The sequence below is a fragment of the Spirosoma fluviale genome (assembly GCF_900230225.1).
Taxonomy (GTDB): Bacteria; Bacteroidota; Bacteroidia; order Cytophagales; family Spirosomataceae; genus Spirosoma; species Spirosoma fluviale.
Genome location: NZ_OCNH01000003.1, coordinates 85066 through 100859 on the forward strand (window position 1 = coordinate 85066; position 15794 = coordinate 100859).

A 15794-nucleotide genomic window follows, 5' to 3' on the forward strand; every position below is an offset into this window, starting at 1 on the left:
GGACTTATGTTTTCTTTGGCCTGTCTTGCTATCTCAATATAATGCAATAAAAAAGCACCCTGATGTCAGGGTGCTTGGTTACAATTTGGCTGCGTTATCGACTCGTAACTACTTAAACTCCATAAATAGTCGTGTTCAGGAAGTCGTTGCGAAACTTGCCTTTTGGGTCGTACTGAGTAACCAGTTGCTTGAAGGCCGGTAGCTTTTCGTAGCGCGACTGGAGTTGCACGGGCGTCATGGTAAAGAGCTTGCCCCAGTGCGGCCGGGCATGAAAAGGAGCCAATTCTTTCTCGATCATGGGCAATACTTTCTTGACCGATGCCCAGTCCTGTTTCCACGTAAAGTGAATAGCCAGACTCGGTTGTTTGTAACAGGGGCTCATCCATAAAGTATCGGCGTCGATGGTGCGTAACTCCGAAATCATCAGGTGAGGACTTACATGCGCTTTAAGCCGTTCCACTGCCAGAATCGCTTCGACGGCGTTTTTGCGGGGAACAAAATATTCGGATTGCAGTTCTTTGCCGCTGCTGGGGGTAAAGCCCATCCGGAAGTGAGGCATTCGTTCGTACCAGGGACCCGGCACCCCCATTTGCTCGGTGCAGTTCACGGCCGAGAGTTCGGCAATGGGGTGCAGGTTCTTTTTGGCAAGCGTTGCACCGTAATACTCCGGCTTTGCGTCCAGCGTCACCCCCTTGTCGATTCGGCGTTTGATCCAGACTTCGTTGACGCGGCTCTTTTGCCAGTCGGTGAACAGGCTCACGCTGTATCCACCCGAAACGATGGCCTCGAAATGCTCTTTGAGCTGGGACATTGGCAGATTTTCGTACACATCCTGCCGCATTTGAAAGGTGGGCTGTATATCGAGCGTAACTTTCGTTACCACACCGAGCGCGCCTAAGTGCACAACGGCAGCGTTGAAGGTATCGCCATCCTTTGCACGGGAAAGCGTACGCACATCGCCAGCGGCTGTGACGATTTCCATGCCCGATACGGCCGTCGACAGGTTACCATTCTTCACGCCCGAACCATGCGTTGCGGTGGCGCAGGCTCCCGCAATAGAAATATGGGGTAATGATGCCAGATTGTGCAAAGCAAAGCCTTTTTTATCGAGATAAGGGGCTAGTTGACCATATTTCATACTGGCGTCGACGGTAACGGTGTGCGCTTTGGTATCCAGCGAAATAACGTCGTCCATTGCTTTTAATGAAAGCAGATTGTCTTTGCTGTCGGCAATGCTGTTGAAACAATGGCGCGTACCCAGCACCTTCAGTTTGTCGTATTTTTTGACCAGTTCCTGCACCTGCCCAATGGATTTGCCTTCGTAAAGTCGGTCGGTGCTGTATTGTAAATTTCCGGCCCAGTTTTTCAGTTTCTCGGGGGCTGTCAGATCAATAAGTGGGGAGAGTACAGGGGCGGCCATGAGGGTCGAGGATAATTTAAGGAAGGTTCTTTTTTTCATGGTTAACGGGTTTTATACGAAACTAACTGGATAAATTGACAAATGAGATGAAACTACTGCGTAGGCGAACAAATGAGGGAAGTGAGTAGCCCGCGCCTTGAAACCAGCTTTATAGTTGCAAGCTTAACTTCGAGTCTGTTCATGACCTCTTCCGAAATCAGTGCGCTCTTCCAGCGATTCTCAACCATCCGAGTCGGTGTGATTGGCGATTTTGCCCTCGATTTATACTTTACCCTACAAACTCAAACCGGCGAACGATCGCTCGAAACCGGCCGGGATGTATTCTGGGGCAGCCAGCCACGGGCATCTCTCGGCGCTGCGGGCAACGTGGTTCAGAACCTGGTGGCACTGGGCGTATCGACCTGCCATGTAGCAGGCTGCGTGGGCAACGACCTGTTTGGGCGGGAGATGCAAAATATTTTCGGCACATTGGGCGTAAATACCCGGCAGTTGCACGTGCCCGATTCCGACTGGGATACCTGCCTCTACACCAAACCGAACCTGAACGGACAGGAAGCCAACCGGATTGATTTCGGGATTGCTAATACGCTCTCCGATGCCTTGTTTATGGATCTTATGGCCGGCCTGGAGCAGTTACTTGCCGAACTCGACGTGCTGATCATCAATCAGCAGTTTGCCAACCCTTTGCTCAATAAAGACCGGATTGCGGCTCTTAATGACTTGATCGTCCGTTTCCCGGCGGTTCGATTCCTGGCCGACATGCGCGATGTGGGGACGCTGGTTCGGGGGGCAACGCTCAAGGTAAACACCAAAGAACTTGCTAACTTTTTAGGGATTGAAGCGCCTGAATCTGATGACCTCGATTGGTGCATCCAACATGGAAACGCCTTTCGGGCGCAGAGCAAAGGTCCCCTGCTGATCACACGCGGGCCAGCGGGTATCCTTTATCTGGATGATGACCAACAGCAGCTTGTTGATGGCCTGGCTCTTCAGGGCGAACTCGATACCGTTGGCGCGGGCGATACCGTGGTGGCCGCCTGGGCCGCCTGTCTGGGAGCTGGCGCTGCACCCGCCCAGGCGCTGCACATTGCCAATATGGCGGCTGCTGTAACCGTTCAGAAACTGAATCAGACCGGTACGGCCAGCCTATCCGAAATTCTTGCCTTGCATCATACCTACCATTCCAATGACTAACGAAACCTTACGTCAATGCCGTCAGGAATTATACCATCACCTGACTACCGAGCTGCTGCCCTTCTGGACGGCCCGCACCGCCGATCATGTGCACGGTGGTTTCATTACCCACTTCGACGAGCATGGCCACGATTCGGGCGAGGATGAGAAATCACTCATTGCCCAGACGAGGTCTATTTATACTTACGCATCCGCCCACCGGGCGGGCTACGGGTCCGGTGAACTGGCCGATCTGGCCCGGCATGGCGTCGATTATTTGCTGAACCGGATGTGGGACCACGAACACGGCGGATTTTACTGGATGACCAACCGTAAAGGCGAAGTAACGAACGATCAGAAAATAGTGTACGGCCAAAGCTTTGCGATCTACTGCCTGAGCGAGTACACCCTCGCCACCGGTGATGAGCGCGGTATCGAGTATGCCCAGAAGGTTTTCGATCTGTTACAAAAATACGGAGCTGATACCTGCTATGGCGGGTACTTTGAAATGTTTGACCGCAACTGGACGCTAAAAGGGCCGGGCGCTGCCGGTGGAAATCGTAAAACGCTCGATGCCCACATGCACCTTATGGAAGCCTTTACCACCCTGTATGAGTGTACGCGTCAGCCTATTCACCGCCGGAAACTCCTGGAAGTCATCAGCCTGCTGGTTGGGAAAGTGATGCACCCCGTATACGGTACGGGCGTGCCGCAGTTCTGGGCCGACTGGCGGGTAGCTCCCCAAATCAAGTTCGACGTGATTTGGGGCTGGGATCGCTTTACGGAAGATGGTGCCAAAGAAGCCGCCGAAGATAACACCAGCTACGGCCACAATGCCGAGTTTGCCTGGCTGCTACTCCATGCACTTGCCGTACTGGAAATTCCGCACGAAACCTATTTCAGTCAGTTGCAAAAGTCGTTTTCACACGCCGTCGATCATGGTGTCGACTGGGAATTCGGGGGTGTTTTTGTGGAAGGCTCGCACAGTGGTAAGGTTTATGACCGGGAGAAGGAATTCTGGCAGCAGGCCGAGGTACTGATTGGCTTTCTGGACGCTTACCGCATCTTCGGGGAGGAAAAATACTGGCGGGCGTATGAGAACGTTCACCGGTTTGTGATGGACAAGATGGTGAACCATCCGGTAGGAGAGTGGTGGCCGCTCATGACCCGGAAAGGGGTGCCCATCTGGACACATATGAGCCATTCCTGGAAGATAAATTACCATACTGTCCGGTCAATGGTGCAGTCGATCCGGCGGTTGGATATGTTATTAAGTTCCGAAACATCCGGTAACGGAACTGCTGTTACCAGTTCTTTACAGACACCAACATAAGGTGTTTGTTTGAATGATAAAAGTGTAAAATAATACTTGTTTATTGCTATTTAGTTCGCTACCTTGATCAGTCACTAAACACTTTCTGGTCATGAAAACGCCACTTTTGGTAGCCGCTTTATTGCTGAGTACCGTTACGTGTGGGTTGGCCCAGGCCGACAACGATGCCATTAAACGTGTGTTGCGCAGTGAAACAGAAGGCTTTTTTAAGCGAGACAAAGCAGAGTGGTCGAATGCATGGGCCCATACACCCTACATTCATTTTGCGGCCAACTTGTACGGGGGCGATTTTATGCTGATAAAAGGCTGGAACAACCTGGAAAAACAGTTTGCCAGTCAGTTTAAAAGCTCAAAAGTATCGGATAAGGTTACGGTGCAGAATTCGAACTATACCATTCACCAGAATGGGAACATGGCGTTCGTGGCATACGATCAGACGCTCCTGGACAGCCACGGCAAAACGACCTCCAAAGAGTCAAGAACGCTCGAAAAGATCAACGGGCAGTGGAAGATCATTAACGTCACGGCGCTAACGAACCTGAAAGGCTTCGGGCTGGCGCAGAAATAAACGACTGTAATGCCGACCGTCCCGGTCGGGCGAGTCACGCTTTATTGTTGGATATAGTTTGGGATTATACTCAACGAACTAAGTGAATCGCCCGACCGGGACGGTCGGCATTACTAACTAAACTGCTTCACCAATCCTTCCAGCGTACTTAAGTTTTGAACGCCCGATTGCCGCCAGACGATCTTGCCGTCTTTAAACATGATCATGGTCGGGATGCTCCGTATCTGGTATTGCTGAGCAGCTGCCTGGGCTTTGTCGACATCGATCTTAACGACGCGTACTTTGTCGCCGTTGCGCTCGGTCAATTGCTTCAAAATAGGAGCCTGCTGTTTACAGGGTCCACACCAGTCGGCGTAAAAGTCGACCAGGACAGGCTTATCGCCGTTTATGAGGTCTTTAAACGATTGCTTGTTCATGTTCTTTGTGGTTGAGTGGTAAGAAGTAAGTTGCCGCCTTATTCCTGTTCTTCATTCACCGGCTCATTCATAATGGTATGACCCATTTTGTCCCGTTTTGTTCGCAGGTAGCGCTCATTATGTGGGTTGGATTTAATTTCGAGGGGGACGGTATCGACAATCTCCAGCCCGTAGCCCATTAAACCGGCCCGTTTTTTCGGATTATTGGAAATAAGCCGAAGCTTGCGAATGCCAAGGTCCCGCAGAATCTGAGCCCCTACGCCATAATCGCGGGCGTCCATGGGTAAGCCTAAATCCAGATTGGCTTCAACCGTATCGCGGCCCATTTCCTGAAGTTTGTAGGCCTTGAGCTTGTTGATCAGGCCAATGCCGCGCCCTTCCTGAAACATGTAGACTACCACGCCTTTGCCTTCTTTTTCGACAAGCTCCATGGCAGCATGAAGCTGCGGTCCACAATCGCAGCGGCAGGAGCCAAAAATGTCGCCCGTTACGCAGGAGGAGTGAACACGCACCATTACCGGCTCGTTGGGCTCCCAGGTGCCTTTTATAAGGGCAAGGTGGGTATCGCCGGTGTTGCTCTGCTTGTAAGCGATCAGATCGAAGTGCCCCCACTGGGTGGGCATATCGACACCAATCTCACGACGGATCAGCGTTTCGGTCCGAAGCCGGTATTCAATCAAATCCTGAATACTCACCAATCTCATCCCGAAGCGGTCGGCCAGCACGCGCAACTCGGGCAAACGGGCCATGGTGCCATCTTCGTTCAACACTTCGATCAGTACACCCACCGGCGACAAACCCGCCATTTTAGCTAAATCGACAGCCGCTTCGGTATGGCCTGCCCGGCGGATAACGCCACCCTCAACCGCCCGCAGGGGGAAAATATGGCCGGGTCGGCCTAGATCGTCGGGTGTGGTATTGGGATCGACCAGCGCCTGAATGGTTTTGGAGCGGTCGGATGCCGAGATGCCCGTTGTGCAGCCATTCCCCAGCAAATCGACCGATACTGTAAAGGGGGTTGTATGCACCGAGGTATTGCTGGTTACCATCATATCCAGTCCCAACTCGTCGCAACGTTCCTGCGTGAGGGGCGCGCACATAAGCCCACGAGCCTCGCGCACCATGAAATTGACCATTTCGGGCGTAATCATTTCGGCCGCGCAGATCATATCCCCTTCGTTTTCCCGATCTTCGTCGTCAACGACCAGCACAATCTTGCCTGCCTTTATATCAGCAATGGCGTCTTCAATCCGATCCAGCCGGATAGGATTCGGCTCGACAGGATTTCCCTCGTTCGCAGTATTTATCTCGGAGTTGGTACTATTATTGCTCATCATTTTCGTTGATGCGTGTTTGCGCAAATATCTTTGGCAGGCAGTTTCCTGGTTTTGTTTAAACTCAAAACTGATTTTAAGAAAGATACGTTTCGACAGACGCGAAAATGTCCGCTAAAGCCGTTTCAGAGAGTAGAAACGACTAAATTTATACAAACGATAAAAAAGATACTCTTCGTGCGAAGTTTACGACTGTGGCCAGCTGAAGTTAGAATGAGTATTGGTTGGCTGACCAGCTTACTACTATTGACTAGTGCGTTAGTCAATCCAGCAATTGGTCAGAAAGATCTCTGTGATCCTGCCAATAGAACGTCAAATACTGTTGAAGGTGGATTCACTGTAGTAAAACGGACCTGTGTAGGGCAAACGATAGTTGTTACAAACACAAAAACTGCAGCTACAGGAGTTAAGTATATTTATGGTTATACAAAAGACTCAAGTTTAGCAACGGCAGGGACTGCAAGAACCACGTACACTTTTCTTAAAAGTGGCCGGTATAAAATTTTGCAGACAGGAAGTTTAAGTTCAGGGATGATCCATTGCGAGGAGATTGAGGTCCTCCCTTTAGAGCCTGTTAAATTCACCGCTCAGGCCTGTCTGGGTCGCCGGGCTACGATAACCGTCGAGCCTTCTACGCTGGGTCAGTACGATTCCTATCTCATTCGCTGGGGCGATGGTATGCCTCCTGAGGAGAAAAGCCGTGCGGAGATACAGGCGAATCCAGCCCATACCTACAATGCTGGCTCGCCCAATTCGCCCACGATCACGGTGGAGGGTGTTTATGGTACAGTCGCTTCTCCACTATGCAGTAGTCCGCCAACCACCCAGTCAATTACCTTGCTGGCCACCGCCACCCAACCGACAATCAATACATTAACTACCCTTAACGACAACTCTATTGAGATTAAGTACCAGACCAGTACGGGTGTGTCGGTAGAGCTTTATCAAAAAATAGGCGGGACATACACGGCAACGGGCCAGAAGGGCGCGGGGGGCGGTACATTTACGGTTCAGACAGATGCCAAACAGGTACAATGTTTTCAACTGGTGCCGCAGGATGCCTGCAATAGCCAAACAGTAAAATCGGACGAGGTTTGTAGTCTGGTGTTAACGGCTCAGGCGGGCAACAAGCAAAACAGCCTGAGCTGGCAGGCTTATGCCGGTACTGCGCCGAGATTCAAATATTACCGAATCTATCGAAACGGCGCGCCGACTGGCCCTTTGATAACGAGAGCAAATCAGAATACGTACAGTGACGCCAACAACATTGTTTGTGGTTCGCAGTACTGCTATAGTCTGGAGGCTACGGTTGAGGGAACAGCCCAAACTGTGATAAAGTCGGCGAATGCCTGTGTTATCGGCGTTAACGGGGATCCGCCGGGGGAGGTTGGTAATATGATTGTGTCCATTGAAGATGGACGTCCCCGCCTGAATGTTACGCCACCTGTGGGTATTGGCGCAACGGACAGTTACACCATGGTCGTCAGCCGGGCGTCGGGGCCTTCGGGGAGTTTTCAGCCCATTGCCACCCTCGAACGAAAAAGTACATATACCGACGACAGCGCGAACCCATCGGCTGGTTCCTACTGCTATCAGGTCGTTTACCAGACCAGCTGCGGATTGCAAACGCCCCCATCCAAGACCGTTTGCACCGTCTATCTGGAGGCAAAATCGGCCAACGGAATCGACTGGAACGCCGATTCGCCCTTTGCACCAGAACCCGTCGATAGTTATATTGTAGAAGTAATCGACTCCCTGAACGGGACAAGGCAGGAGATCCAGATGGGGGCCAATACGCATTACGAACCAGACCCGAATGATCCGAACCTGCAGTCGCAGAAGTACCGGATTATTGCCCTAACGGCCGGGGGAACCGTTAGCGTTTCCAACTTTTACACATTCCGTCGGGAAGCCAAAATCCTGATGCCGGATGCGTTTACGCCCAATGGGGATGGAATGAATGATGTGTTAAAGGCATTTGGTACTTACATAGATAAGTTCATGATGACCGTCTATAACCGCTGGGGAGAAGTTGTATACAGCACAACGAGCAGGAGCGAGGGATGGGATGGGAATAATAATGGGCAGCAGGCACCCCCCGGACAATATATGTATCGCATTGAAGTCATTGACCTGACCGGCCTGAAAACTGTTCGTACTGGAGCGGTGTTGTTGATACGGTAATAAGCTGGTAAGCCACTTATCAACTTACCCCAACTCACTAACTAATTACAGCTATGAATATGATGGATATGTTCGGGAAGATGAAGGAGGTTCAATCCCGAATGAAAGATGCGCAGGAAAACCTTAGTGCCGTAACCGAAACGGGCGAGTCGGGCGCGGGGCTGGTTAAAGTAACGGTGAACGGCCTCAAGAACGTCCTCAAAATTGAAATCGACCCCGATCTGATCAAGCCAGACGACCGCGAAATGCTGCAGGACCTCATTGTGGCCGCCACCAACAAAGCGATGAGTAACGTGGAAACCAAAGCCCGCGAACAGCTCCGTCAGGCAACGGAAGGCCTGCTGCCAAACATACCCGGTCTGAATCTGGATGGGCTAATGTAGGAAAGTGTTCGTAAGTTTACGGCTTATAGTTTACGGTTTTTAGTTTGCTCAGGAACAATTAGGTCTGATAGTAAACCAGAAACCGTAAGCTGTAAATCATAAACCGTAAACGCGTACTGTGGATACCCTTGCCATTGTTATTCTTAATTACAACGGTCAGCCGTTTTTAGCTAAATTTCTTCCCACGGTTCTGGCCAATGCCGATGGCCATCCGGTTTATGTAGCGGATAGTGCCTCATCGGATTCCTCGGTGTCGTTTCTGAAGGCCAATTTTCCAGCCGTCCGCATTATTGAGCTTCCCCGCAACGATGGCTATGCCGGTGGGTACAACCTGGCTCTTGAACACATCCGAACGCATTTTGGCGGAGCTACCTACTACGTCCTGCCCAATTCCGACATTGAAGTAACGCCCGGCTGGCTGTCGCCGGTGCTTGATTTACTGAAAGCGAATCCCAACATTGCAGCCTGCCAACCTAAAATCCGGTCGTATAACCAGCGCGATTTATTTGAACATGCGGGTGCCGCCGGTGGCTATGTCGACTGGCTCGGGTACGTATTTTGCCGGGGACGCATCTTTGCCACCTTCGAAACCGATCTTGGGCAGTACGACGACAATCGGCAGGTGTTCTGGGCAACGGGTGCCTGTCTGTTCATGCGGGCCGACGTGTTTCACCAGACGGGGGGCTTCGACGGTTCATTTTTCGCGCATATGGAGGAGATCGACTGGTGCTGGCGTATTCAGCGACTGGGGTATGAAGTCTGGGCGTGCGGGCAATCGACGGTTTATCACGTGGGTGGGGGGACCCTGCATAAATCCAATCCGCACAAAACGTTTTTGAACTACCGGAACAGCCTGTTTATGCTGTATAAAAACTGGCCCGCCGATGGCCGGTTATGGCCGAAGATTATGCTTCGGCTGGTCCTCGACGGAGCCTCGTCGATACTCTTTCTGAAGGTAGGGCAATGGCGCGACGTTTGGGCTATTATACGGGCGCATTTTGCCTTCTACGGCAGTTTACCGCGACTGCACAGCCAGCGCAACACGCTGAAAGCACAACAAACGAAGGAGGTGAGCTTATTCCCACACAGCATTGTCTGGAAATACTTTGCAGAAGGCAAAAAGACGTTTAAAGAGATGTGAAAAGATGTATGAAGTAGGATATATGATGTAGCTAGTCATATGCATAGCAACTATACATCCTATATCCTATATCCTACATAAAATTACAGTTCCCAGATGGTTGGGTGGGCATGACGGCGCAGGTGCTTGTTCATTTCCATCCAGAAAGCCATAATCAGATACAGAATAACGGGCGATCCGAGCGTCAGGAAGGACGTGTATATAAAATAGAGCCGAATACTACTAGCTGAGATATTCATTTTCTCACCTAGCCGGGAACAGACGCCAAACGCCTGACTTTCAACGAAGTATCTTATCTTGTTCATGTCTTTAGTTTGCGAAGTGTTTCGACTAAATAGGTATCTCAACGGAAAAAAGCTAACGTTCGAATCAGATAGATTGTTTGCCGTTTACACATAAATCCCATATAAACTTAGTGAAAGTAGGTAAAAAAAGTAGGTAATCTAGTTGAAGTCGCAACATTTTTCTTTTCTTTGTATTGTAACGACGTTAGCAGCCTTCAGCTACCAGGCTCGTCGTTACACTCAACAAATTTCGCTGATTCTCAACTAGGTATCAACTCTGTTGCTTACGCTGCTGTCTGATTTGCGTTTTTGTTATTAACTGACCCTTTAGTGTTTAATTGTTAAATTGTTTAAGTTTTATGCAAACAGGTGTAGTAAAATTCTTTAACGAAAGTAAGGGTTACGGATTCATTGTTGAAGACGATACCAACCGGGACATCTTCGTCCACATCACCGGCCTGAACGGAATTACCATTCGGGAAAAAGACCGGGTTCAGTTTGAAGTGGTTGACGGCAAGAAAGGACTCAATGCTGTAAAGGTGAAAAAGATCGACTCCGATTACTAAGCCTTCAGTTCGTCTACATATGAATGTGTAACCCCCGCCCGATGAATTCTGGCGGGGGTTTTTGATTTCTATCCAATCCATGCCTTCACTTCATCCAGAGTGGGCATTTTGGCTTCCAGTTTTAACTTTTTGCGAACGCCCCCTAAATCGTTGAATAATTTGTTGGGATTGGCTCCCTGAAGTTGCTCAACGCTCATGAAGCCCAGCTTCTGAACGGCGGGTACCCATTCTGCCGGAACACCGGCGGTAATAAAATCACTTTCGTCTGATTGCTCCTGTTTCTTTTCGGGACGCATCTGTGGGAAAAACAGCACATCCTGAATAGACGATTGATTGGTCATGATCATCGAGAGCCGGTCAATACCCAGGCCCACACCCGCCGTTGGCGGCATGCCATATTCGAGTGCCCGCAGGAAGTCTTCGTCCAGCGCCATCGCTTCTTCATCACCCCGCTCGGCCAGGCGCAACTGCTCTTCGAACCGCTCGCGCTGGTCGATGGGGTCGTTTAGCTCGGAGTAGGCGTTGGCAATTTCTTTTCCGTTGCAGATGGCTTCGAATCGTTCTACCAGGCCCGGTTTGCTCCGGTGCTTCTTGGTCAGGGGCGACATTTCAACCGGATAGTCGGTAATGAATGTTGGCTGAATCAGGTTCGGTTCGCAGGCATCACCGAATAGTTCGTCGATCAGTTTCGACTTACCCATGGTGCTGTCTACCTTGATACCCCGTTGTTCGGCTACCTGCCGAAGTTCGTCTTCTTCCATGGCCGATACATCGACGCCGGTGTACTCCTGAATGGCCTCGAACATGGTCAGGCGTTTCCAGGGGCGTTTGAAGTCGATAATGTTTTCGCCAACGGTAACTTTCGTCGTGCCCGCTACATCCAGCGCTACTTTTTCTACCATCTCCTCAATGGTATCCATCATCCAGAGATAATCTTTGTAGGCAACGTAGAACTCAACCTGCGTAAACTCGGGGTTGTGTGTACGGTCCATCCCTTCGTTCCGGAAATCTTTGGCAAACTCGAATACGCCATCGTATCCGCCAACGATCAGGCGTTTGAGGTACAACTCATTGGCAATCCGCATATATAGCTTCATGTCGAGTGAGTTGTGGTGTGTGCTGAAAGGCCGAGCCGCAGCACCCCCGTGAATGGGCTGTAAAATGGGTGTTTCTACTTCCAGGTACCCTTTTTCGCTCAGGAACTGCCGGATCGAATTGACCAGTTTGGTACGTTTTATGAAAACATCGCGCACCTGGGGGTTTACAATCAGGTCCACATACCGCTGGCGGTAGCGTTGTTCGGGATCGGTAAAGGCATCGTAGGTTTCTTTTTCTCCTTTCTCGTTCACCACTTCTTTTACTACCGGCAAAGGGCGCAGGGCTTTATTGAGGATCTTGAATTCCTTAACATAGACCGACAGCTCACCGGTTTTTGTGGTAAATACATGGCCTTTCACGCCGATGATATCGCCAATATCGAGCAGCTTTTTAAAGACAGTGTTGTAAAGCGTTTTGTCTTCGCCGGGGCAGAGGTCGTCCCGCCGGAAGTAAAACTGCATCCGACCGGTAGAATCCTGTATTTCGGCGAACGACGCGCTGCCGCTAATCCGGAAGACCATTAACCGGCCCGCTAACTGAACATTGCCCCAACGTTCGTCGCCGGAATAATCCTGTTCGGGAGTAACCTCTGTACCGGGGCCATCCGTCTGGAAAGCCGCCCGAATGTCGGCAATAGTCGTATTTACGTCAAACAACTCGGCGGGGTAGGGGTCAATGCCCATCCGCATTAATTCTTCGCGCTTTTGTCGGCGATTTATTTCCTGTTCACTCAGCAGCATGGTCGTCAATGTGTCGGTCGACCAGAAAGGCGACCCGTTTTAAGGGTGCAAAAATAGTGAAAAGGATTGGCGTTTACAGTGATATGCCGAAAGAAGCCGTTGATGGAGTTGGAAAGCCGTTCCCATAAATCGTACCATTCATATTAATTTCTTATATATCATTGTGCTATCAAAATGATATTACTTTATTGAACTAGCCTTTACGAAAATGCAGGAAAAACCGCTTACATCAATCTCTGGTTATGTGTTGTTGCTTGTTGCCGTAGGCTGCCTGGTAGCGGCTGCCGGTTTAGGTATTGCCCTGAAGACTGTGGTGATTCCGGTCTTGTTAGTGATACTGGCTATTATTCTGTTCATGGGAATAACCGTGATTAATCCAAACGAGGCAGCGGTGTGTACCTTCTTCGGCGATTATGTCGGGACGATGAGACAGGGCGGACTGCGGTGGGTTAACCCCCTGTATAGCAAGACTAAAATAAGTTTGCGTGCCCGTAACCTGAACGGACAAACGCTGAAGGTCAACGATAAAATGGGCAACCCCGTCGAGATTGCCGCTGTTGTTGTCTGGCAGGTAAAAGACACCGCCAGAGCCCTCTTCGACGTAGATAATTACGTAAATTTCGTACAGATACAGTCCGAAGCCGCCGTTCGGAAGTTAGCGAACTCGTATGCATATGACCACATGGAGGATGAAACGTCATCGGTAACGCTACGGGATAGTACCGGCCAGATCAACCTGTTTCTGGAACAGGAACTGAACGAACGGCTCGAACGAGCGGGTGTCGACATTATCGAAGCTCGCGTTAGCCACCTGGCCTATTCGTCTGAAATTGCCGGTGCTATGTTACAGCGGCAGCAGGCATCGGCCATGATTGCCGCTCGTCGCCTTATTGTGGAAGGGGCCGTGGGTATGGTGGAGATGGCATTGGAGCGACTGGAAAAAAATGGCGTGATCTCTCTTGATGAAGAACGCAAAGCGGCTATGGTAAGCAACCTGCTGGTTGTACTCTGTGGCGAAAAGTCAGTTAGCCCGGTCGTTAACGCGGGGACTCTTTATAATTAAAGTAGTCTTCTTTGAGGAGTTAGGAGCGAGAAGTGAGGAGGGCTGACGCAGGTTATGCCGCCGGATGGCTCCTAACTCCTCGCTCCTAACTCCTAACTTCTAAAAAAACATGGCTACTGAAAAGAAAGCATTTATCTTACGCATTCAACCCGAAACGTTGAAGGAGATGGAGCGGTGGGCACAGGAGGAGTTTCGGAGTGTGAATGGGCAAATTGAATTTTTGCTCAACGATGCCCTGCGCAAGCGAAAAAAACGAACCCCCAAACCGGAGGAAGGGGAAGAGGGTAGTATTAGGAGCGAGTAGCGAGGAGTTAGGAGCCATCCGGCGGCATAACCTGCCGGTCCGGTCAGACCCCTCGAGTCAGCCCTCCTCACTTCTCGCTCCTAACTCCTAATACTGCCTCCCCTACTTAATACTGCCTCACCAATCAGCCGGATGCCGTTTAGGGTTAGGGAGGGGACTATATCGCTGAATACATCGTTCAGGGATGTGATTTGCCCGGATAATCCGCCGGTGGCTACGGCAATGCAATCTCCGTTCAGTTCGCTCTGGATACGGCTGACCAATGAGCGAACCAGTCCTTCGTAGCCCAACACTACGCCCGCCTGAATGGCGTGAGTTGTACTGGTGCCAAGTGCCGAAGCAGGCACCTCAATGGGCACTTCGGGCAGTTGTGCCGTGTTGGCGAACAACGACCGAATGGCGGTTTTTAAACCTGGGGCAATTGCCACTCCCAGCAGTTTGCCGGTTCCGGATACCGTAGTGAATGTTAAGGCCGTTCCGAAATCGACCACAACACAGGTGCGCTGGTAGCGGGTATACGCAGCCAGCGCATTGGCAACTAAATCGGAGCCGATCTCGTGGGGGCGTAGCACCTCAATGGGCAAATGTGGGTAAATATCGGGCCCTACAACTACGGGAGCAAACCCAAATAACTCTGTCAGCATAGCCCGCATGGTAGGCGTGAGGGCCGGTACAACACTGCTCAAAACAGTCGTTTCAACACTACTCAAGGGTAGTCCCGCTTCCAGTAACCAGAGCCGCAACCGACGTTCGTAGGATTCAGCCGACTCATCATGCCGGGCGGGTGTCCGCCAGATGTGCTGCCAGCTGGTTGCATTATAAAATCCGAAAACGGCGTCGGTATTGCCAATATCAACGATAATCTGCACGAGCGAAGGGAATAAATACCGGGGCGAAATAAGGAGAAAAACGGCACATTCTTATCGTATTAGCAGCTCACTACGGGAATAAGGTATAGCGAGTAGGCTAAAACAGCGCCTTTCTGGGCTTTATGGCCATAAAATCTTTCAGGTAGAAGGGCTCAAACGTAGCTACGTCTTCAAATTCACTGCGGGCATAAGAAACTACGGCCAGGTGCCCGACTGTTCGGGCCGAAGGCGCTATGGTTGCGTTAGGAAAGTGCGCATTGGCATGACTACCCAGCATGGTTTCGCATTTTGCGGCTCCATCGCCAAAAAAAACAACGGAATTCTCCGTCAGCCATTCGCTAAACGATTGTTCATCAATGATCTGGGCTGTGGTTTGTTGTAGTTCATGGCCATCCGTACTGTATAAAGCGCAGTAAACTTCCATCCGCCGGGCATCGATCATCGGACAAAGAATATAGCCGCCGGGATAATAGCCACGAACCTGCTCGGCCATGGCCCTTAGTGTATTTACCGCGATCAAAGGTTTGTCGAGCGCAAAACAAAGCCCTTTTGCTGTCGAAACCCCAATGCGTAACCCCGTATAAGAGCCTGGCCCCTTTGCCACAGCGATCGCATCCAATTGGGCTAACTCATAACCTGCCTGGTGTACAATATCGCTGATTAGTGTTGTCAGCATAGCCGAAGAAGTACGCTCTGTGAAGAGTTCATACGATCCCAGCAACGAACTGCTGAGCAAGCCGTCTGTATTGTGCAACGCTACGGAGCAGATGGCAGTCGATGTATCGAGAGAAAGAATAAGTGGCATAGGCTAAATAGGAAACAGAGGCAAAGTAAAGCGTACCTTACCGATTTTCAAGCACCCATTTTTGTTGTGTTCAAATTGACCGTTTCGTTGACAAGATAGCTGATTTATGTTAC

At 50.6% G+C, this 15794-nt stretch carries 16 protein-coding genes; 9 read left to right on the forward strand and 7 right to left on the reverse strand.

All coding sequences use genetic code 11. From position 1 onward, the window contains the following. Positions 1–112: 112 nt before the first annotated feature. Positions 113–1459 carry a D-arabinono-1,4-lactone oxidase gene (locus CRO74_RS16645; protein WP_097127200.1) on the reverse strand — a complete coding sequence of 449 codons (1347 nt, stop codon included), beginning with the start codon at positions 1457–1459 and terminating at the stop codon, positions 113–115. Positions 1460–1600: 141 nt separating this feature from the next. On the opposite strand from CRO74_RS16645, the gene CRO74_RS16650 reads away from it, so the two are divergent. From CRO74_RS16650 to CRO74_RS16660, 3 genes are all read left to right on the forward strand, one after another. Beyond that, positions 1601–2614 (forward strand): bifunctional heptose 7-phosphate kinase/heptose 1-phosphate adenyltransferase, encoded by a 1014-nt coding sequence (locus CRO74_RS16650; RefSeq protein ID WP_097127201.1) that lies wholly within the window; start codon positions 1601–1603, stop codon positions 2612–2614. Beyond that, positions 2607–3926: a beta-1,2-mannosidase gene (locus CRO74_RS16655; protein ID WP_097127202.1), complete on the forward strand. Its 1320-nt coding sequence runs from the start codon at positions 2607–2609 to the stop codon at positions 3924–3926. The genes CRO74_RS16650 and CRO74_RS16655 overlap by 8 nt, the downstream gene beginning before the upstream one ends. A 91-nt stretch (positions 3927–4017) precedes the next feature. Continuing rightward, on the forward strand, positions 4018–4494 hold the full coding sequence (locus tag CRO74_RS16660; RefSeq protein ID WP_097127203.1) for a nuclear transport factor 2 family protein: 477 nt from the start codon (positions 4018–4020) through the stop codon (positions 4492–4494). 113 nt (positions 4495–4607) lie between these two features. Here the strand turns inward: CRO74_RS16660 and trxA are convergent, their stop codons facing one another. After that, the gene (trxA, locus tag CRO74_RS16665) at positions 4608–4952 is read right to left on the reverse strand and encodes a thioredoxin (protein ID WP_262508237.1); all 345 of its coding nucleotides are present in this window, start codon (positions 4950–4952) and stop codon (positions 4608–4610) included. Next, positions 4949–6244, reverse strand: coding sequence for a bifunctional 3,4-dihydroxy-2-butanone-4-phosphate synthase/GTP cyclohydrolase II (locus tag CRO74_RS16670; protein WP_097128639.1), 1296 nt, complete (start codon positions 6242–6244; stop codon positions 4949–4951). Before CRO74_RS16670 ends, trxA begins: the two co-directional genes overlap by 4 nt. A 213-nt stretch (positions 6245–6457) precedes the next feature. Here CRO74_RS16670 and CRO74_RS16675 point away from each other — a divergent pair, with 213 nt between their 5' ends. From CRO74_RS16675 to CRO74_RS16685, 3 genes are all read left to right on the forward strand, one after another. Beyond that, on the forward strand, positions 6458–8428 hold the full coding sequence (locus CRO74_RS16675) for a T9SS type B sorting domain-containing protein (RefSeq protein WP_394341892.1): 1971 nt from the start codon (positions 6458–6460) through the stop codon (positions 8426–8428). A gap of 53 nt (positions 8429–8481) precedes the next feature. Beyond that, positions 8482–8811 (forward strand): YbaB/EbfC family nucleoid-associated protein, encoded by a 330-nt coding sequence (locus CRO74_RS16680; RefSeq protein ID WP_097127205.1) that lies wholly within the window; start codon positions 8482–8484, stop codon positions 8809–8811. A 118-nt stretch (positions 8812–8929) separates the two neighbouring features. Continuing rightward, positions 8930–9952 carry a glycosyltransferase family 2 protein gene (locus CRO74_RS16685; RefSeq protein ID WP_097127206.1) on the forward strand — a complete coding sequence of 341 codons (1023 nt, stop codon included), beginning with the start codon at positions 8930–8932 and terminating at the stop codon, positions 9950–9952. A gap of 83 nt (positions 9953–10035) precedes the next feature. Here the strand turns inward: CRO74_RS16685 and CRO74_RS16690 are convergent, their stop codons facing one another. Next, positions 10036–10257 carry a PspC domain-containing protein gene (locus CRO74_RS16690; RefSeq protein ID WP_097127207.1) on the reverse strand — a complete coding sequence of 74 codons (222 nt, stop codon included), beginning with the start codon at positions 10255–10257 and terminating at the stop codon, positions 10036–10038. 338 nt (positions 10258–10595) lie between these two features. Here CRO74_RS16690 and CRO74_RS16695 point away from each other — a divergent pair, with 338 nt between their 5' ends. Beyond that, on the forward strand, positions 10596–10802 hold the full coding sequence (locus tag CRO74_RS16695) for a cold-shock protein (protein ID WP_012930831.1): 207 nt from the start codon (positions 10596–10598) through the stop codon (positions 10800–10802). A gap of 68 nt (positions 10803–10870) precedes the next feature. On the opposite strand, the gene lysS is transcribed toward CRO74_RS16695, so the two are convergent. After that, entirely contained in the window at positions 10871–12640 is a 1770-nt protein-coding gene (gene lysS, locus CRO74_RS16700; protein WP_097127208.1) for a lysine--tRNA ligase, read from the reverse strand. A 208-nt stretch (positions 12641–12848) separates the two neighbouring features. Here lysS and CRO74_RS16705 point away from each other — a divergent pair, with 208 nt between their 5' ends. Together CRO74_RS16705 and CRO74_RS16710 are read left to right on the forward strand one after the other, a co-directional pair. Then, complete coding sequence (locus tag CRO74_RS16705) at positions 12849–13703, forward strand: SPFH domain-containing protein (RefSeq protein WP_097127209.1); 855 nt, start codon at positions 12849–12851, stop codon at positions 13701–13703. Positions 13704–13812: 109 nt separating this feature from the next. After that, positions 13813–14007: a type II toxin-antitoxin system antitoxin gene (locus CRO74_RS16710; RefSeq protein ID WP_097127210.1), complete on the forward strand. Its 195-nt coding sequence runs from the start codon at positions 13813–13815 to the stop codon at positions 14005–14007. Between the two features lie 80 nt (positions 14008–14087). On the opposite strand, the gene CRO74_RS16715 is transcribed toward CRO74_RS16710, so the two are convergent. Both CRO74_RS16715 and tsaB read right to left on the reverse strand, forming a co-directional pair. Next, the gene (locus CRO74_RS16715; RefSeq protein ID WP_097127211.1) at positions 14088–14876 is read right to left on the reverse strand and encodes a type III pantothenate kinase; all 789 of its coding nucleotides are present in this window, start codon (positions 14874–14876) and stop codon (positions 14088–14090) included. A 97-nt stretch (positions 14877–14973) separates the two neighbouring features. Further along, positions 14974–15681, reverse strand: a complete 708-nt coding sequence (gene tsaB, locus CRO74_RS16720; RefSeq protein WP_097127212.1) for a tRNA (adenosine(37)-N6)-threonylcarbamoyltransferase complex dimerization subunit type 1 TsaB — start codon at positions 15679–15681, stop codon at positions 14974–14976. Between the last annotated feature and the right edge of the window lie 113 nt (positions 15682–15794).